Below are 17,894 nucleotides of genomic sequence, written 5' to 3'. Positions count from 1 at the left end.
ATTTCATAATAAAAACACCCCAAAAGTTAGATTTTGTGTCTAACTTTTGGGGTGCACTTCAATATGAGAATGCGGTAAGTCGATTATAGACGTTCGTTTAATTCTTTTGCTAAGTCTTCGAATCCTGGTTTTCCAAGTAAAGCAAACATGTTTTTCTTGTATGCTTCTACCCCTGGTTGGTCAAATGGATTAACACCATTTAAGTAACCTGAAAGACCTACTGCGATTTCGAAGAAGTAGATTAAGTGTCCTAATGTGTAAGCTGACATATCAGGAATGTTCACTACAAAGTTTGGAACTTGACCATCTGTATGAGCAAGTAATGTTCCTTGGAAAGCTTTTGTATTTACAAAGTCCATTGTTTTACCTTGTAAGTATCCTAATCCATCTAAATCTTCTTCTGTTTCAGGAATTGTTACTTCTTCATTTGGTTTACCCACTTTGATAACTGTTTCGAAGATGTTACGACGACCTTCTTGGATGTATTGTCCTAGCGAGTGTAAATCCGTTGAGAAGTTTGCGCTTGAAGGATAAATTCCTTTGAAGTCTTTCCCTTCTGATTCACCAAATAATTGTTTCCACCATTCAGAGAAGTATTGTAATGTTGGTTCGTAGTTAATGAGTAACTCTGTCACTTTTCCTTTACGGTATAACACATTACGTGCTACAGCGTATTGGTAAGCTTCGTTTTCTTTTAAGTTTGGTGAGCTGTAAGCCACACGTGCATCTTCAGCCCCTTGCATTAATGCATCTACATCTGCACCCGTTACTGCGATTGGAAGTAAGCCTACAGCTGTTAACACTGTGAAACGTCCACCGACATCATCAGGAATTACAAATGTTTGGTATCCTTCCACATCTGCTTCTGATTTTAATGCTCCACGAGCACGGTCAGTTGTAGCGTAAATACGATTTACAGCTTCTTCTTTACCATATTTTTTAATTAATAAATCTTTGAATACACGGAATGCAATCGCTGGTTCTGTCGTTGTACCAGATTTAGAAATCACGTTTACAGAGAAATCACGGTCTCCGATTAAGTCAATTAAGCCTTGTAAGTAAGTTGAGCTAATGCTATTTCCTGCAAATAATACTTGCGGAGTTTTACGTTTGTCGCTTGGTAAGTAGTTATAGAAAGCGTGGTTTAAGAAATCAATCGCTGCTCGCGCTCCTAAGTATGAACCACCGATACCGATTACTACTAACACTTCAGATTCTTCTTGAATCTTTTTAGCAGCTGCTTTAATTCGAGCAAATTCTTCTTTGTCATAGTCGCGAGGTAAGTTAATCCAACCTGTAAAGTCGTTTCCTGCTCCTAATCCTTCTCTCAAGTCTTTATCTAATGCAGTCACAGTAGATTGCAAGTGATCGATTTCTTCTTGATTAAAGAAACCTAATGCTTTTGAATAATCAAATGAAATATGTCCCATTTGAATGCCTCCTTAAAATTTTTAATATTCGTCAAATAGATTGTTTAAAAAGCGAATCTATTAACTCTTATTTTTATCTTTTACAAATTTTTCTTGAGCTTCTTCAATCCATATTGGTAGTTTCTTGGCTAAGCTAGAAAAACCAATCGATGGAGTGTAACGTTTGCGATTTTTCTTAATGCGCTGTGGAAAGTCTGGTACATCTAATTTTTCAAGTGATCGAATCGATAAACTAATCTTATTTGAAAATTCATCGACGTCAATGACTTTCGCTGTCACTTCCTGTCCTACTTTCACAAAATCGTGCACATTATCCATATATCCATGCTTACACTCAGAAATATGAATCAACCCTTGCGTATCTTCGTCTAGCTCTAAGAAAACTCCGTAATTTTGTACACCTGTTACTTTCGCAGTAACGATGTCGCCAATTCTAAAAGTTTTACTCATAGGACCTCCCTACGCGTTTACTTCCATGGATTCAATCACTACATCTTCAAATGGACGATCTTGTCCATTTCTTTTAACGCCTTCGATTTCAAGAACAACGCCCATTCCTTCAACAACGCGTCCAAATACAGTATGACGATGATCTAACCATGGTGTACCACCAATTTTAGCATATTCTTCAACGATTTCTTCAGGCCAGCCGCCATCTTTTAATTGTTTTAACATTTGAGCGGGTACTTGTTTTGCTGTAACGATGAAAAATTGTGATCCATTTGTATTTGGACCCGCATTCGCCATTGAAAGAGCTCCATATAAATTAAACGCTTCTCTTGAAAATTCATCCTCAAAAGTACGGCCATAAATAGACTCGCCACCCATCCCTGTTCCAGTTGGGTCTCCTCCTTGAATCATGAAATCTTCAATAACACGGTGGAAAATCACTCCGTTATAATAACCATTTTTAGCGTGTGTCACAAAGTTCTCTACTGTTTTAGGTGCAATTTCAGGGAATAATTCCAATTTGAAATCTCCATGATTTGTATGCACCGTTACAAGTGGATTACTTGTATTTAATTCATTTAGTTGTGGAAATTGACTCATTCTTCCATCTCCTTTTACTTCTTAATGATGAATTGCTCATCTAACCTCTTCTATTAAACCACAAAAGCGAAACAGGTGCAATTTAGCCTTTCTACAAAACTTAAGAAAAAAATCATTTCATTCTATAAATTTTCTTTAGTGATTTTGATGAATTCATGGTATAGTAGATTAGTATAAAAAAAGAAAGAGTGTAGTTGAATGACAATATTTCAGAATTATCCATTAGTCGCTTCTATTTGTTCGATTCTGTTTGCACAATTTGTTAAATTTCCTATTGCCTATTTTTCAAAGAAACCAGATGCTCATGTTTCTTTAGTAACGAGTACTGGTGGAATGCCTAGCTCTCATTCTGCAGCAGTTAGCTCTTTGATTACTGCTCTAATTATCGAATATGGATTCACTTCTCCTTTGGTAGCTATTGCCACTACTTTTGGCTTAATCGTGATGTTCGATGCGATGGCGGTAAGACGACAAAGCGGTGAGCAAGGGATTTTATTACAAAAATTATACGAAGAACATTTGCGAGAAGAGTCTAGTTCTCTAAAGCATGTTGAAATCGAATCAGAAGACGATCCCATCAATATTTTCGATACAGAGGAAAATAAAAAATTAATTATTAAAAAGTATTTAGGTCACAAACCAGTAGAGGTCTTTGCCGGAGTATTAACAGGAATTATAATGGCCTTTATTTTAAGAATGTTTTATTAATCGGAGGTACAAGGTGACTCAAGAGATTGTTGATATTATTATTATCGGCGGTGGGCCTGTTGGGCTTTTCACCGCTTTTTACGCTGGTCTACGCCAAGCTTCTGTTAAAATTATAGAGAGTTTACCAGAATTAGGCGGTCAACCATGGATGTTATATCCTGAAAAGAAAATCTATGACATCCCCGCTTTTCCTGAAATCCAAGCAGGAACATTAATTGAAAACTTATTAGCACAATTAGAAAGATTCCCAAGCACTCAGTACTGTTTAGAAGAAGAAGCTTTAGAATTAAACAAAACTGAGTTTGGATATGAAGTGATTACTTCAAAACAAACCCATTTAGCAAAAACGGTAATTATTGCTTGCGGAAACGGAGCCTTTCGACCAAGAAAACTAGAAATTGACGAAGCTTCACATTACGAAGGTAAAAATTTACATTATTTTGTCAATAACCTAGAACGCTTTAGAGATCATACTGTTGCTATCTGTGGAGGTGGAGACTCTGCTGTAGACTGGGCACTTGCATTGGAACCCATTGCAAAAAAAGTTTCTATCATTCATCGTCGCCCTCAGTTTCGAGCGCAAGAACATAGCGTAAAACAACTAGAAGAATCAAGCGTTGAAATCTTAACCCCTTATCTTCCTGAGCAAATAATCGGAAATGGTGAGAAAATTCAATCCGTTGTACTAAAACACGCTAAAGGCGAAGATCAAATCGAAATTCCTGTTGACGATTTCATTGTGAACTATGGCTTCTCTTCTTCTATCGGAGGCATGAAAAACTGGGGATTTGAAGTTCAAAGAAATTGTATTTTGACAAATAGCCAAATGGAAACCACACTTCCTGGTGTCTTTGCTGTTGGAGATATCGCAACATATGATGGCAAAGTAAAAATCATTGCTACTGGATTTGGTGAAGCACCTATTGCCATTAATGCTGCGATGACGTATGTGAACCCAAATAGTCGACCAAGCACTATTCACAGTTCATCCATGTTCTAACTGTTTACAAAATTTCAAAAAAACGCTCAATTCATTTGGGCGTTTTTCTTTTTTGTGTTAAAATAAAAAGCTACTCTTTTTAAAAGGGTTTCATAATGAATAAAAAGGAGGATTTTTATGAAAAGCCCAAAAGAATTACACGAACGTTCTTTAGAATTGTTATCTGAACGTGGTGTAGACGTAGATCAAATTGCTGATTTAGTTTATTTCTTACAAGAAAAATATGTTCCAGGTTTGACAAAGGAAGAATGCCTAAGTAATGTTCACAGCGTTTTAAAGAAACGTGAAGTACAAAATGCTGTCATTACTGGAATTGAAATGGATAAACTTGCTGAGGAAAAGAAATTACATCCACTATTAAACGATGTCTTATCTGAAGATGAACCTTTATATGGTGTCGATGAAATCTTAGCATTATCCATCGTTAACGTATATGGTTCTATTGGATTTACAAACTACGGTTATATCGACAAAGTAAAACCAGGAATTCTTAAAAACTTAGATGACAAATCAACTGGTAAAGTAAACATCTTCTTAGACGACTTAGTAGGAGCTATTGCAGCCGCTGCAGCAAGCCGTCTAGCACACAGCATTCCAGCAAAAGAAGAATTAGACTAATCAAGCAAAAATAGAGTTATACCGTATACGGTATAACTCTATTTTTATTCTCCTAAAACGAGTCCAGCAAATTCTTCGGCAGTAACTGCGCCAAAGTAGTTGCTTAAATCGATGGCACTTAAGGCTTCTACTAAGTCTTCTTTCACCATACGAACGCCTTTTAGTTTTTCTTCAACTTCTTGTACATTTCCTTTTGCAAAGAAATCTCCGAAAATACGGCAGTTTGAAATTCGCCCTTGTTCTACTTCTAGGTAACATTGAATCGTTCCGCATGCAAAACGGCCATCACGGTAATCACTATATTGAGGAGATTGGCCATAATTCCATTCCCAGTTTTTATACTTAGAAGCTGTGAGTTCATCGATTGCTTTCCAATCTTCTTCGGTTAATACATAACGTTTCGCTTCATCAATCGAGTTCATTCCTAAAATCTTACATGTGATTAAGTTTTTGAACTCATCTACCGTCACGTTTTGATACTCTGGAGCAAGATATGGACGAATACTTCCCACACGCGCACGTACCGATTGAATCCCTTTAGATTGTAATTTCTTCTTATTTGGGTTCAAGACTTTTTCCATCGCATCATAGTCAACGTCTAATAAGAGCGAGAAACCACCGTATACACGACCATTACTAATCGTCATCGCAGCACCAGATACTTTTTTTCCTTCAATCGTTAAGTCGTTACGACCTGTTTGTTCGACAGCTGTTGCGCCGAGTTCGTGTAAGGCTTTAATTGCTGGTTCATACGTTCTCTTGAAATCCCCGAAGATTCCATTATCTTGAATTAAATAGCATATATTCACTGCACCAGAGTCCACATATACAGCACCACCGCCTGTGTCACGACGAACAACAAGAATATTGTTTTCTTTTAAATACTCTTCGTTTACTTCGGCAATTGTATTTTGGAATTTTCCAATTTCTACTTTAGGGTCGCAGTAATATGGGAACAAGATGTCATCATCTAAGAAGACATTACTTTGCACATATACTTGCATCGCAAGCGCTACTGCTCCATCTTTTACATATTTTCCATCACGGATTGGTTCGATTAAATACATCGGTCATTCTCCTTTAAGCTCTTGATAGGTCCCATGAATCAATGGGGCGATGTTTTCTGACAATTGTACGGTCTGCTCTCTTAGCGCCATCGGAATGCGGTAATGTTTATGATTCATACTTACAAACAGCGCATTTGGATTCGCTTGGACGCATTTTTGGAAAGGTGTTTTGATAAATTGTGGCGTTGTAAAGCCCACTCCGATTTCTAAAAAGAGAACTTTATCGTGTTTATGTTCTTCTAAAAACCCATCATAACGTGCTTTTTGTGCAAAGAAATCTGCTGACTCCACCATACCTTTTTCGGCGTTACGCTTATTAATCTCAAGTGGCGCTCCGCATTCAGGACAGAACGGAATCAGTTCATAAGGTACCTTCATGTCCTTTTGTTCCGCAATCATCTTACGGACTAATGCATCATCTTGATACGTTTTTGGATGACAGTGCTGGCTACATTGGAAAAGCCCATACTCCCCTTGAATATGATAAACCTTCTCTTTGTCATACCCGGCTACCCAAAAACCATTATCCGCATTTGTCGTAATAATATGGTATGGCTTCGTTTTAAGCATTTCTAACAATTCCACATACGATTGTCCCACAGGTTGATCCAAGTAGTTGAGCGTGATAAAACGACTTTGAAACGCCCAATACTCTTCCCAACTTGGAAAATGAAACAAGCTCGCCTGTAACATATCTAAAAATTGATACTTCTCGATAAAATCAGGAAAAGCGTCTTCGAATCGACTGCCAATGTAGGTGAATCCATCTGCTGCCGACATCCCAGCACCGATACCAACCACAATAGCATCCGCTTCCTGGAATAAATCCGCCAGTAAACTAGCTTCAGTCGTTCTTTCTTTTTGTAATGCATTCCATTTCGTCATTCTACTGTTCTCCTGATAATAATTTCTGATAAATCGATTGGTCTTCCTCAGTATAAGTTGAAAAGACAACGGTCATTGTTGAAGACGTGTCCTGCAACCACTTGTTCACGGTATCCATGGCAATACGCGCAGCAGGTTCTTTTGGAAATCCAAACTCTCCTGTTGAAATCCCGCAAAAAGCAATCGATGTAAGTCCGGCTTCTCTTGCGGCTTCCAGACAACTCTTGTAACAACCCGCAAGTAACTGTTCACGAAGCGGCGTTACTTTTTGCCCTGGAGGCAAGAAGGGCCCTACCGTATGAATAATATACTTCGATGGCAAGTTGAAAGCTGGCGTGATTTTTGCTTTTCCAACAGGCTCCTTCTTCCCTTGTTCCTCCATTAAATGATGACAAAAGGAGCGAAGTTGAATGCCTGAAAAAGTGTGAATGGCATTATCAATACAACGGTGATTAGGAATAAAACATCCCAGCATCTCACTATTCGCCGCATTCACAATCGCATCGACTTTCAGTTCACATAAATCCCCATAATAGAGTTTGATTTGATCATTTGGTGTTGATAGGCAATCTGCTAATGTCTGCACTCTTGGAGCATGGTATTCTTGTAAATACTCATTCTCAAAAGTGACATATTCTGCAGGCGACCCTTTAGGTTGCCTTACATTTACAAACCCTCGCCAAAGTGTCTTCAACTCTTCTACCGTTTTCCCTTCAACTTCAAGGGATTCTCCTGCTTCCTGCGCCAAAAACTCAATCATTTTCCTGAGCAACTGCTCTTCTTTATGATTATTCATCTTCTAATGCCAAGAATGCTGCTTCATCAACGTCCGTTAATGTCACTAACCAGTGTTCTTCTGGTTTTTCAGAGTTTAATAATTTAGGATCTTCTGTTGCGGCTAAGTTTCTAGCTACGACTTTCCCTGACAGTGGAGTCACAATGGACATCACTGTTTTACTTGCTTCTAAGCTTAAGATTTCGTCTTCAGCTTCTAATTGGTCATCCATGTTAAATTGAACGAAACCAATCGTACCGACATCATCTTGAAGTTCTGGAGTCATACGAATTGTGTAGTTTTCTCCTTCTTTATCAATCCATAAAAAGTTTGCAAATTTTCTCATTTTATTGTTCTCCTTTATATAATTCAGCGAGTAATTCCACTGAACGTTTTCTCTTTTCAATTGAACCGACGAGTGGAATAAATAAGAGCTCGTCAGGATTAGAGACTGCTCTTAGCGCCTCCATTTGCTCGTAAACTTCACGTGGATTTCCCACGATGAGTCGACTGCGGTTGCTTGCGATTTTCTCACGGTCCCGCTGTGTGAATTCATATTCTTCTACATCTTTTTGGGTTGGGAAGGTATGGAACTCCGTAAAATCCTGTTTTCCAAGCATCCATAAATCTAGTGGTTTCGCCATCTCTTCTGCTTCTTCGCTCGTATCAGCAATGACTACAAATACCGCTAGTACAAAGTTACTTGGTTTGCTATGTGTTCCTGCTTTAAAGTTGCTGCGATATTTCTGGGAGAGACTTTTCGCCAACTCCACAGGGTCTTGAGGAATATATGGAAATACACCATACACAAAACTCAACCCTAGAGAGGCCGCAGACTCAATCGACTGACCTCCCATCCCAAGAAGGAACTGTTCTGGAATAGTCATTGTTTCTGGAACCACGACACCTTTTCGACGAGCTTCATTCAAATACTGTTGGAGCTTTTCTAACCATTCGGCATATTGTTCTTTAGAATAATGCGACTCTAGGTGACGACCTACAACCGGCGTACCTGGCGAATTACCAAGACCGATATCCACACGCCCTGGGAATAGTCCTTCTAGCGTTGACATGATTTCAGCAACTTTATACGGTGAGTAATGCAAACCCATGATTCCACCCGAACCAATATGGATGTTCTTCGTGTGGCTAGCAAGGTACGCAATCACCACTTCTGGAGCACTAATCGAGAGTGCTGGCACATTATGATGTTCACTCACCCAGAAACGATGAAATCCAAGTTCGTCTGCTAATTGCGCCAACTCCAGCGTTTCACGAATAGCCTCTCTACTCGTCTTCCCTTCATCTACGAGGCCGTAATCTAACAGACTAATTTTCACCTATCTCTCTCCCCTCGTAGTTCGCTTCAAGGCCTCTGAAGAAATCTCTGGCTTCTTTTTCAAGTGACTCTCCAAAGTCCATTAAAGGTACGATATCTTTGAAAGCCGCCTTTGGAATCGCTAATGCTTCAAGGGCTTCTGGTTTAATCGTTAATTGAATCTCTGATTCGTTGCCTTCTTGAATCTTCATGGCAAATTCTGGATCCGTGATAAATGGTGTTGAAAGACCGACTAAGTCTGCATTTTCTAATGCTTCGAGGGCTTTTTCTTTAGAATTAATGCCTCCTGAAGCAATCACTGCTACTCGACCTTTTAAGCGTTCATAGACGACTTTATTCACGAGTTCGCCTTGATGCGGTCCCTTGGCACGAACTTTATTTCTGAAGACATCGTGTCCCCAGCTGGCGATGGCTAAGTAGTCAATGTTCACTTTTTTTAGCGCCTCTTCGAAGAACTCAAGAAACTCATCCACAGTGTATCCAATTTGATTTCCGCGCGTTTCTTCAGGCGTCGCTCTAAAACCTAAAATAAAATCATCTGTGGCATATTCATCAATCACTTCTTGAACCGCCGTTAACACTTCCATCCCGATTCTCGAACGGTCCTCCAACGTCTTACAGCCATATTCATCTGTACGCTCATTAGAGAAAGTTGAGAAGAAGGTTTGGATAAGTAGTCGTTGTGCCGATGAAATTTCTAACCCGTTGAATCCAGACTGAATAGCAATTTGTGCAGCACGGCGATAATCTTCGATAATGCCATGAATTTCTTCTACAGTTAATTCTTTCACTTCATGAGGGAACGGCGATTGTAATGTCATCGCACTTGGGCCATACACATAGCGGTCACGATTTAAGGCATGGCTTGCAAAACGTCCTGCATGCGTTAATTGCAGGATAGCTTTAGCTCCACCTGATTTCATCGCTTTAGCTAGTTTAGTTAAGCCTTCGATATCATCGAGGGAGGCTGCGCTAAATCCATACTCAAAAAGCTGTCCTTGCTTATTCACGTAAGCCGCCCCTGTAATTTGAAGGGCCGCTGAATGTGCACGACGCTCGGCATATTTTAAATCATCCTCTGTAATATGACCTTCTTTCGTTGAAGAGTTCGTCACCATTGGAGAAAGCACAAATCGATTGTCCAATGTGACTCCTTTTTTTAATTTGAAAGGCTTAAATAAAGCTTCTGTTTCTATCACACTTTCACTTCTTTCTACTGTTTTGTTACTTGTAATAATTGTCCTTGCTCAAACCATTCTGCAATTTGTAGGAGAAGGTCTTCTCTTCCCTTTGCAGCAGCGAGTTGCACACCAATTGGAAGTCCGTCTTTAGTATGGTGAACTGGCAAGCTAATTGCGGGTTGGCCTGTAATATTAAATCGCTGCGTAAACGGCGTATCGGCTACGCTCTCCTCAAACATTTCCCAGAGTAATTGCTGCTTTTGGTCTTTTGTAAAATCATCGATACGACTGAGTTTTGATTGTAAATCCGCAGATAATTCATACGGAACTAGACTCGGAGCGGCATTAGCAACTGCTGGCAACAGTAACACATCATACTGCTCGTGTAACTGCGCCATCTGATAAGCATAACTGTCCCAACTTGAAGCCACTTTAGAGTACTCCATCCCTGAAATATCCAGTCCACTACGATAAATCGCCCATGTCATTAGTTCCATATCGTCACGCGTTACTTGGCGTCCGAGCAGGCGTTCAATATTCTGGAACATCAACGCTGTTTCCACCGCACTGATAATATAAAAACCTTTTTGCAAAGCGATACCGTCGACTGGATCTTTTTGAAGAAGCGTTACAAAGTGCCCATGGTTCTCAAAGAAATTCGCAATCTTCATCACCGCATCCACCGAATCCTTAGAGACCTCTTCTCCAACAGGTGACTGCAATAATACGGCTACTCTCAGCGGTCTCATTTTTTCTGTTGTATAAAGTTCCTTGGCGCTGAGTTTCGGCAACGGGAACGGGCTTTCCATTTGGTACTCTTGCAGGTGGAATAATAAATTTCTCGTATCTTGGACCGTTTTCGTCATTGCAAAATGAACCGTTGCACCATTCCAGCCACGATATGAGCCTGGACCTGAAATTACACGCCCTCTGGAAGGTTTCAGTCCAATCAAACCATTATGGCTTGCGGGAATTCGGATTGAGCCACCACCATCACTTGCTGCAGCAACCGGCGTGATTCCACTTGCTACAACCGCTGCTGCCCCGCCACTAGAACCACCAGCATTTCGATCAAGATTCACCGCATTTCGAACGGGACCATGTAACAAGGAGTCACTCACTGTCTTAAAGCCGAACTCCGGCGTATTCGTACGTCCCAAAATAATAAACCCAAGATTTTCTAAGCGTTTGACAAAGTTATCTGTATGCATGCTTTTTACATCTTTGAATAAACGTGAGCCATAGGTACAAATACTCCCTTTTTGCTCTTGTCCTAGATCTTTTAGAAAGAGGGGCACACCCGCAAAAGGTTGATTTTTTAAAGAAAAACGTTTTGCTTTTTCTATGGCTTCCTCATATTGTGTATAAACGATAGCATTTAAGGAAGGATTCAATAATGTAGCTTTTTGAATAGACTCTTCAACTAATTCTAGTGGGCTAATTTCTTTTGATAAAACCATTTGCCCTAAAGTGGTTGCATCCAAAAACATCTTCCTCCCTCCTCTTCTCATACAATTTAATAACAGGCCATTATAACCATGAATTTGAGCGGATTTCAAAGATAAGATTCTATAAAGACACTAAAAAAAACAACATCAGAAATAATTCCTATTTCTGATGTTGTCTCTTTACTTTGAGGTATCCATTTGACTGTATTTTAAAAGGAAATTTAGTACACAGACTGATAATATGGAAATGAGACTTCCGATTTTCAACCCTGGCGGATCATAAGCCCAAACAATTTCATGTTCACCTCTCGTCAGTGTCACGCCCATAAACAAGTCCAATGATTTTTTCACCTCTTGTTTTTTTCCATCAACCAATACACTCCATCCAGAATGATAAGGAATCGTAAAGGTCGCAAATCCTTGATTCGAATCTGTAACTGTTACATGTGCTTTAACAGTCGAATTAGAGTAAGAATCAATCGTTATAGAGTTTTCTTTTTTGGTTTGTTCTAAAGCATTTGCGAGTGTTGGAATATCCAGTTCATAAAATTTAACATCTTGAACATTCCATTCTTTGACCTTTCCTTTTTCAAAAGAGAAATTTAAGGATGAAGCAAGATTCCCATTTCCAATTGGCCAAAGCTGATTCGAATGGAAGCGAACTTCATAAGAATAGTTCGTCCCGTCAAGCATCACTTTAGATTTATTAATATTTCCTGATTGCGATACAGGGATTTGAACAAAATAAAGTTTATTTGGATTCATCGGGATCGTCCATTGGATTTGTGTCTCTTCCTCCTCATTAATCGCCGTAAACTTTTCTCCAGACTGTTCTAGATTTTTAACAATCGGTTTAGGGATAGTGATTTCCTTGAGAGCTGAAGTCGAATTTAATCCAATGACTTCCAATAACTGATTGAGATTCGAAACCGGAGCATTTTGATTGAAGCGAACGTTTCTAGCCGTCGATTCATTGGTTAAAAAGCCTAAGGAGAAAACATAAGGATTCTTATAGACTGTATATTTTTCAAAGGTATCTTCTTTTAAATACAGGCCTCTCATATCAGGAAAAGCTGATTTCTCATCTCCTGTCATCATTACTCTAGAAACACCAAGGAGGGAATCGAGAATGACATTTCGATTGCTATAATTAGCGACTGATTGAGAAGTAGCTAAGCCTAATTGTCCCAACTTTTGAATCAACGAATACTCTAAGCTAGAAGTAAAATGAGAACCCCCATTGTAGCCAAACGCAATCGGAAAATTGGCATAGGAAAGTCCTTTATGAATTTCCATCCGCTGAAAATCATGGCGAGTTTGTCCATATTTTTCGTCAAACTTGGAGGCTAATGTCATTTGCTCTTGTATACTATCGCGACTGACAAAATAAGGAACCCTTCTTAAGCCCATAAAGGCGTTTAAAGCGAGTTCAAACAACACAATTCCACTCAATAGCTGATATCTTCTTCGAATATTGATTTTTGGAATAAAAACAATCATTAAAACGATTGTCCAAATGACGAAAGCGAGTATTTTTTGTGAGGCATCCACAATTTTTAGAGAAGTCATCAACGAAGCAACTAGGATACTCCCAAATCCGACAGATGTCACTATTACATGAGTCCAATTAAATTCAGCCTTCCATTTCATTAAGCTCTCTGAAGCAAGTACAAATAGAAACGAATTAGCAATCCAAGAGTTTCTAAAATAGAAGCCTACTGGTCTTTGTCCCATATGCCAAATTTGATCTAACCCTTGAATATGAAAAGACAATATCATTGCAACTAGCACAATGGACGCCATGATTTTTTTCCTTAAGGTAATTTCCCTGCAGGCATAAAAGGTGAACAACCCAAACAATCCTAGACTCCCTACAAATAGCTGAGGAAGTGCTTGCGGATCTCCCCATTCTTTTTCCCCGAAAGATCCTACGATAAATTTTTGACTCATTGAAACTAAGTCATTAACCGCTTTAAAGGACCATTCAAATGTACTACTAGCGCTGGCTTTGCTTTCTAATAATGCACTGAAAACAGGCAATAGCCAAAAAGCAGCCATCCCTACTCCAATGAGAGAAAAAAGAGCTACTCGCATGATTTTTGCAAAAGTTTCTTTCCATGATTGTTCTTCAGAAAAAGCGATATACATTGTGTATAGAATAATCAAAAGACACATCATATATCCTGTATAGAAATTGGTAATCAAACTCAGTGCTAAAAATACGGGAAGTTTTATGGATTTCTTTCCATGGAAAATATCCTCAATCCCCAAAAAGATAAAAGGAACATAAACCAAATTATCTAAAAAATTAGGATTATAATGCTGAGAAATGATAAAACCACTTAAAGCATAAGAAGTACATAATCCAACTGCAAGCCAGTATCGTTTCGATACAGCTTGATATTTTTTCTCTATAAAATAACCAAATACCACTCCCATAACTCCAAAACGAATTAAAGGAATGATATAACTGATGACATGAAAACTCGAGATAGGAAAAAGCACATATAAAAAAGTGAACGGACTTAAACTATTAAATCCCCACACACTCGGCATTGCTCCTCCTAATGATTTTTCAAATGACCAAAACAGTCCGCTAAAATCGCCATTCCAAAACATTTTATGTAATCCTATATATAATGGAAAGTATTGAGAAAGAAAATCTCCACTATGAATAGAACTTTTTGAAAAAGGGGTCAAACCTAAACATAGGAAGACCCCCAACATCAATATAAATGGAATAAGAAATAACGAACTATACTTTAATTTCAATTTTGAAATTGTCATTACAGTCTACTCCTACTGGATTAAATCCACTTTTTATAAATTGCAACTCCGTAAATTACGATAGAGAAAATAGAAATGATTAATCCTGCCATAAAGCCATCTGGTAAATAGGTCATCTCAATAGTATGTTCACCAGAAGTAATTGGAAAGGCTAATAAACTATCCCAAATTTTCTTAGTTCCAACTACTTTTCCATCTACCTTCACTGTCCATCCTCTATCATATGGAATACTTGTCATCATCCAAGTACTATCATCCGTAATATTTACAGTTCCTTTAAAATTACTTTGATTCCAGTGTTCTACTTTTAAACCTTGGCGTTGTCGTTCTTCGATAATGCGATTTGCTAAAGTGCCGTTCGTTCTTGCTAGACGTAAGCCTGAAAGGTTAAATTCTTCATTCGAATCAATTTCAATCGTCAAATCTACTGCTTTTCCAAGTGAGTTGTGAGCAATTTGAATTAATTGTGCTTGTTGGAATTTATTTTGGAAATCATAACTATTTCCATTCAGCAAAATTCTAACGTTATTTTTATTCGAATGAGAAAGAATCTGAGGAATCGATACCCAATAGTCTTCAGAAGACTGAGGAACTAAATGATACGTAATTTTTCCTGGTTTTGAAGAATCAATTCGTCGATACGTTTCAGGTTTTGAAGAATCAAACACTTCCATATTTTCTAATTGCACATCATTGGCAGCTAGAATCGTTAAGTAAGACTCACTCGTTTGTCCCATTGCTTGAACAATTTTATTATGGTTTTGAATAGGTTGATGATTTTCAAGTTTAACCTTCGTCGTATCATCATTCACTCCAAATGCAATTGGTAAAATTGGACCACCTTGATAAGTAATCGTTCTAATTGCTTCAAACACAGGTTCTTTAGTCGTAATATCTTTTCTGGTTACCATATTTCCAAATACATACATTTTAGAGGTATCCGGATATTCCTTCGTATATACAGGTTTTGGAGCCACTAAATATTTCACAGAGAATAGCGCATCTTGGAAAGGCGTTCCTTGATAATAAGTGGTAGCATTAATCCCGTTATTTCCTAATCGGTCAAATAAATCTCTCGTACTATTTTCTAAGTTAGAACTAAATACAGATAAGCCTGGATAGTCCACCATAAATGGATCATTTTTACTTAAATTAAATGATTTATTAATACGATAAAAATCAGAATGATCTGGTCTAATCGGATTAATCGCCTCTTTTAATTGAAGTACCGCATCATGATACTTATAGGCATCTGTATACCCCACTCTAGACTGAACAATAGCCGCATTTGCCGTCAGTTCAACCACCGTGAGAGCTGCAATAACGACCCATGGTTTCTTTACCTTTGTCCAGAATAAAGCAAGAAGGATAATCATATAAATTCCGATTGTGGCTATGCGTTGCCAAACCGTCAAGAATGAATGAGTTTGATACTGAACAATCACAAAAATAATGGCCATACCGACAAATAAAATACTCGCTTCTTTTGGAGTAAAACGTTCCATTTCTCTTAAACTTAAATAAGAAAGATAAATCAAGAAGAAAGCAATAATCCATGAAAAACGATAGAAGAATCCGGCCGGGTTTTGACCCATATGCCATAATTTACTTGTAAACTCATGGGCACATGAAATGAGGAAAATCGTTAACACAAATCCTGCAGCAATCTTGCCCCATTTTGTAATTTTATTAGAAACAAAATAGTAAATAGTCCCTAAAATACCTAAACTTGCAACATAAATATTTGGCAAGTTTGGTCCAGCTGGCCACGATTCATTGTCGAAAGCCCCTAAAAATAATTTAGCCAAAATTTCTAAAGGATTGATTTGCAAAGTCCATTCAAATTTTAAGGAGCTTTGTAATCCACCTTTTGTAGAAACTAAACTAATAATAATCGGCAATAGAATGACTGCAACCATCCCTACTGCAATAATGGAAGCACTCGCTAATTTCAACAAACGTTCAAACGTAATTTTGAAGTTCGTAAACTCTTTAGAGCGGATAATATAAAAGAATGCATAAATCACCACAAAGATACAGGTCATATAGCCCATATAGAAATGAACAAACAATGCAAGAGCAAGCATTCCAATATAGCCCTTAGGAGATTCATTATCTAAAACTTGTTCAACTCCGATTAATACAAGTGGCAAGACAATCATACCATCGTAAAAAATAGGGTTCATTTGATAACTAACATTAAACCCATTTAATGCATAGATTGTCGCTACAATTGGTAATAAATAGGCTTTTTTCTTTAAGCCATCATATCGCTTTACTAAAAAGTGCGTCATTGTTAGACCCATCGTTCCATAACGTAAGGCAATGGTCACAGGAACAACCCATTGGAAATTCTCTTCAGAAAACAATAGAAACAGAAAATTAAAAGGACTCAATAAATTAAATCCCCAAATTCCAAGCATTCCTCCTCCAATCGACTTAGAGAACGAATAGAAAAAACTGCTCCAATCTCCATTTAAAAATAAATGTTTAAAATAGGCATAGAGACCAATATATTGTGCATTAAAATCAACCGCCATTAATGATTTAGCACCAAAAGGGAAAAATCCATCTATGATCCAAGCTACGAGCATAATTAGCATCGGAGCTAGGAAACTAGCTAAATAGACTTTTTTCTTAGTTGTCATTTTGCTCTCCTTTCTGTGTCATGTTGGTTTGATCCACAAGATAATGAGGGCGTTTTTTAACTTCGTAATAAATTTTTCCAATGTATTCACCTAACACGCCGATAGAAATCAGTTGAATTCCTCCAAAAAGAACTACTGAAAAAATAGTTGTGAAATATCCACTAACCATCGTGTCAGGGGCTACAAAATATTGTACAAATGACCACAATACATAAGCGACTGAAATCATTAAACAGAAAAGACCTAAGTTAATACACATTCGCAATGGTTTGTCATTGAAAGATAAAATCCCTTGAATAGCATAATTCAACGAAAACTTCAATGAGTACTTGGTTTCTCCCACTGTACGCACTTGATTTTCATATTCAATTACTTTTTCTTTGAAGCCAATCCAAGAAAAAATTCCTTTAGAAAAACGGTTATATTCTTGTAAAGATAAAATGGCACGAACGGCTTTACGACTGAATAAACGGAATTCTGATACTCCATCCATTAATTCAATGTCCATCATCTTATTGGCTAATTTGTAAAAATGTTTTGCTAAAAACGTACGGTGCGGTTTCTCTCCTGTCCGTGTACGTCTCGCGCTAACAACATCATAGCCTTCTTGATAAGCAGCAATCATCTTAGGTAATAGTGCAGGTGGATGTTGTAAGTCTCCATCCATTAATATCACAGCTTCCCCAGTTGCGTATTCAAGACCTGCTATCGTCCCAGCTTCTTTACCAAAATTTCTACTAAAACTAATGTATTTTACGCGAGAATCTGCATCTGCAATGGCCAGCATTTTCTCAAAGGTACGATCTTTACTCCCGTCGTTAATAAAAATTAATTCAAATTCAGCTTGTGTGATTTGATTAATTTCTTTTACTAAAGCATCATACATTTTTTGAATCATATTTTCTTCGTTATAAAATGGAATTACAATCGATAATTTCATTGATTCATTCCCCCAATC

Annotated in this window: 16 protein-coding genes; 3 read left to right on the top strand and 13 right to left on the bottom strand. The window is 38.0% G+C overall.

Annotation, left to right across the window (positions count from 1 at the left end; translation table 11 throughout):
- Positions 1 to 83: 83 nt before the first annotated feature.
- From ADH99_RS09445 to ADH99_RS09435, 3 genes are read right to left on the bottom strand one after another with little or no spacing between them, the layout of a single operon-like run.
- A complete protein-coding gene (locus tag ADH99_RS09445; RefSeq protein WP_049555739.1) occupies positions 84 to 1,430 on the bottom strand; it encodes a glucose-6-phosphate isomerase in 1,347 nt (448 codons plus the stop codon).
- Between the two features lie 60 nt (positions 1,431 to 1,490).
- On the bottom strand, positions 1,491 to 1,880 hold the full coding sequence (locus ADH99_RS09440; protein ID WP_049555740.1) for a CvfD/Ygs/GSP13 family RNA-binding post-transcriptional regulator: 390 nt from the start codon (positions 1,878 to 1,880) through the stop codon (positions 1,491 to 1,493).
- 9 nt (positions 1,881 to 1,889) lie between these two features.
- Positions 1,890 to 2,480 carry a peptidylprolyl isomerase gene (locus ADH99_RS09435; protein WP_049555741.1) on the bottom strand — a complete coding sequence of 197 codons (591 nt, stop codon included), beginning with the start codon at positions 2,478 to 2,480 and terminating at the stop codon, positions 1,890 to 1,892.
- 198 nt (positions 2,481 to 2,678) lie between these two features.
- Between ADH99_RS09435 and ADH99_RS09430 the strand changes: the two genes are divergently transcribed.
- The 3 genes from ADH99_RS09430 to ADH99_RS09420 all read left to right on the top strand — a co-directional run bounded on the left by ADH99_RS09430 (position 2,679) and on the right by ADH99_RS09420 (position 4,806).
- Positions 2,679 to 3,188, top strand: coding sequence for a divergent PAP2 family protein (locus ADH99_RS09430; protein ID WP_049555742.1), 510 nt, complete (start codon positions 2,679 to 2,681; stop codon positions 3,186 to 3,188).
- Between the two features lie 13 nt (positions 3,189 to 3,201).
- Positions 3,202 to 4,188 (top strand): NAD(P)/FAD-dependent oxidoreductase, encoded by a 987-nt coding sequence (locus tag ADH99_RS09425; protein ID WP_049555743.1) that lies wholly within the window; start codon positions 3,202 to 3,204, stop codon positions 4,186 to 4,188.
- A 117-nt stretch (positions 4,189 to 4,305) separates the two neighbouring features.
- Complete coding sequence (locus tag ADH99_RS09420; RefSeq protein ID WP_049555744.1) at positions 4,306 to 4,806, top strand: phosphatidylglycerophosphatase A family protein; 501 nt, start codon at positions 4,306 to 4,308, stop codon at positions 4,804 to 4,806.
- A 44-nt stretch (positions 4,807 to 4,850) separates the two neighbouring features.
- Here the strand turns inward: ADH99_RS09420 and ADH99_RS09415 are convergent, their stop codons facing one another.
- The 10 genes from ADH99_RS09415 to pgfS form a co-directional block, all read right to left on the bottom strand.
- The gene (locus ADH99_RS09415) at positions 4,851 to 5,873 is read right to left on the bottom strand and encodes a lipoate--protein ligase (protein WP_049555745.1); all 1,023 of its coding nucleotides are present in this window, start codon (positions 5,871 to 5,873) and stop codon (positions 4,851 to 4,853) included.
- A 3-nt stretch (positions 5,874 to 5,876) separates the two neighbouring features.
- On the bottom strand, positions 5,877 to 6,758 hold the full coding sequence (locus ADH99_RS09410; protein ID WP_049555746.1) for an SIR2 family NAD-dependent protein deacylase: 882 nt from the start codon (positions 6,756 to 6,758) through the stop codon (positions 5,877 to 5,879).
- Between the two features lies 1 nt (position 6,759).
- Complete coding sequence (locus ADH99_RS09405; protein ID WP_049555747.1) at positions 6,760 to 7,554, bottom strand: protein-ADP-ribose hydrolase; 795 nt, start codon at positions 7,552 to 7,554, stop codon at positions 6,760 to 6,762.
- The gene (locus ADH99_RS09400; RefSeq protein WP_049555748.1) at positions 7,547 to 7,879 is read right to left on the bottom strand and encodes a glycine cleavage system protein H; all 333 of its coding nucleotides are present in this window, start codon (positions 7,877 to 7,879) and stop codon (positions 7,547 to 7,549) included. Before ADH99_RS09400 ends, ADH99_RS09405 begins: the two co-directional genes overlap by 8 nt.
- 1 nt (position 7,880) lies before the next feature.
- Positions 7,881 to 8,873 carry an LLM class flavin-dependent oxidoreductase gene (locus ADH99_RS09395; protein WP_049555749.1) on the bottom strand — a complete coding sequence of 331 codons (993 nt, stop codon included), beginning with the start codon at positions 8,871 to 8,873 and terminating at the stop codon, positions 7,881 to 7,883.
- Positions 8,863 to 10,071: an NADH-dependent flavin oxidoreductase gene (locus ADH99_RS09390; protein ID WP_049555750.1), complete on the bottom strand. Its 1,209-nt coding sequence runs from the start codon at positions 10,069 to 10,071 to the stop codon at positions 8,863 to 8,865. Before ADH99_RS09390 ends, ADH99_RS09395 begins: the two co-directional genes overlap by 11 nt.
- Positions 10,072 to 10,085: 14 nt before the next feature.
- Positions 10,086 to 11,543 (bottom strand): amidase, encoded by a 1,458-nt coding sequence (locus ADH99_RS09385; RefSeq protein WP_049555751.1) that lies wholly within the window; start codon positions 11,541 to 11,543, stop codon positions 10,086 to 10,088.
- A gap of 138 nt (positions 11,544 to 11,681) precedes the next feature.
- Positions 11,682 to 14,288: a YfhO family protein gene (locus ADH99_RS09380; protein WP_049555752.1), complete on the bottom strand. Its 2,607-nt coding sequence runs from the start codon at positions 14,286 to 14,288 to the stop codon at positions 11,682 to 11,684.
- A 20-nt stretch (positions 14,289 to 14,308) separates the two neighbouring features.
- Positions 14,309 to 16,936 (bottom strand): YfhO family protein, encoded by a 2,628-nt coding sequence (locus tag ADH99_RS09375; protein WP_049555753.1) that lies wholly within the window; start codon positions 16,934 to 16,936, stop codon positions 14,309 to 14,311.
- Positions 16,926 to 17,876 (bottom strand): glycosyltransferase PgfS, encoded by a 951-nt coding sequence (gene pgfS, locus ADH99_RS09370; protein WP_005606866.1) that lies wholly within the window; start codon positions 17,874 to 17,876, stop codon positions 16,926 to 16,928. The genes ADH99_RS09375 and pgfS overlap by 11 nt, the downstream gene beginning before the upstream one ends.
- Between the last annotated feature and the right edge of the window lie 18 nt (positions 17,877 to 17,894).

It is taken from the genome of Granulicatella sp. 572.rep1_STHE (assembly GCF_001073445.1).
GTDB classification, from domain to species: Bacteria; Bacillota; Bacilli; order Lactobacillales; family Aerococcaceae; genus Granulicatella; species Granulicatella adiacens.
The sequence above is the reverse complement of the archived record's forward strand: the minus strand, read 5'-3'. Positions and strand labels throughout refer to the sequence as shown.

What these genes read in the sequence shown, in the direction of transcription:
- ADH99_RS09445 (WP_049555739.1), bottom strand. Translation starts at nt 1,430, where the DNA reads ATGGGACATATTTCATTTGATTATTCAAAAGCATTAGGTTTCTTTAAT.
- ADH99_RS09440 (WP_049555740.1), bottom strand. Translation starts at nt 1,880, where the DNA reads ATGAGTAAAACTTTTAGAATTGGCGACATCGTTACTGCGAAAGTAACA.
- ADH99_RS09435 (WP_049555741.1), bottom strand. Translation starts at nt 2,480, where the DNA reads ATGAGTCAATTTCCACAACTAAATGAATTAAATACAAGTAATCCACTT.
- ADH99_RS09430 (WP_049555742.1), top strand. Translation starts at nt 2,679, where the DNA reads ATGACAATATTTCAGAATTATCCATTAGTCGCTTCTATTTGTTCGATT.
- ADH99_RS09420 (WP_049555744.1), top strand. Translation starts at nt 4,306, where the DNA reads ATGAAAAGCCCAAAAGAATTACACGAACGTTCTTTAGAATTGTTATCT.
- ADH99_RS09415 (WP_049555745.1), bottom strand. Translation starts at nt 5,873, where the DNA reads ATGTATTTAATCGAACCAATCCGTGATGGAAAATATGTAAAAGATGGA.
- ADH99_RS09410 (WP_049555746.1), bottom strand. Translation starts at nt 6,758, where the DNA reads ATGACGAAATGGAATGCATTACAAAAAGAAAGAACGACTGAAGCTAGT.
- ADH99_RS09405 (WP_049555747.1), bottom strand. Translation starts at nt 7,554, where the DNA reads ATGAATAATCATAAAGAAGAGCAGTTGCTCAGGAAAATGATTGAGTTT.
- ADH99_RS09400 (WP_049555748.1), bottom strand. Translation starts at nt 7,879, where the DNA reads ATGAGAAAATTTGCAAACTTTTTATGGATTGATAAAGAAGGAGAAAAC.
- ADH99_RS09385 (WP_049555751.1), bottom strand. Translation starts at nt 11,543, where the DNA reads ATGTTTTTGGATGCAACCACTTTAGGGCAAATGGTTTTATCAAAAGAA.
- ADH99_RS09380 (WP_049555752.1), bottom strand. Translation starts at nt 14,288, where the DNA reads ATGACAATTTCAAAATTGAAATTAAAGTATAGTTCGTTATTTCTTATT.
- ADH99_RS09375 (WP_049555753.1), bottom strand. Translation starts at nt 16,936, where the DNA reads ATGACAACTAAGAAAAAAGTCTATTTAGCTAGTTTCCTAGCTCCGATG.
- pgfS (WP_005606866.1), bottom strand. Translation starts at nt 17,876, where the DNA reads ATGAAATTATCGATTGTAATTCCATTTTATAACGAAGAAAATATGATT.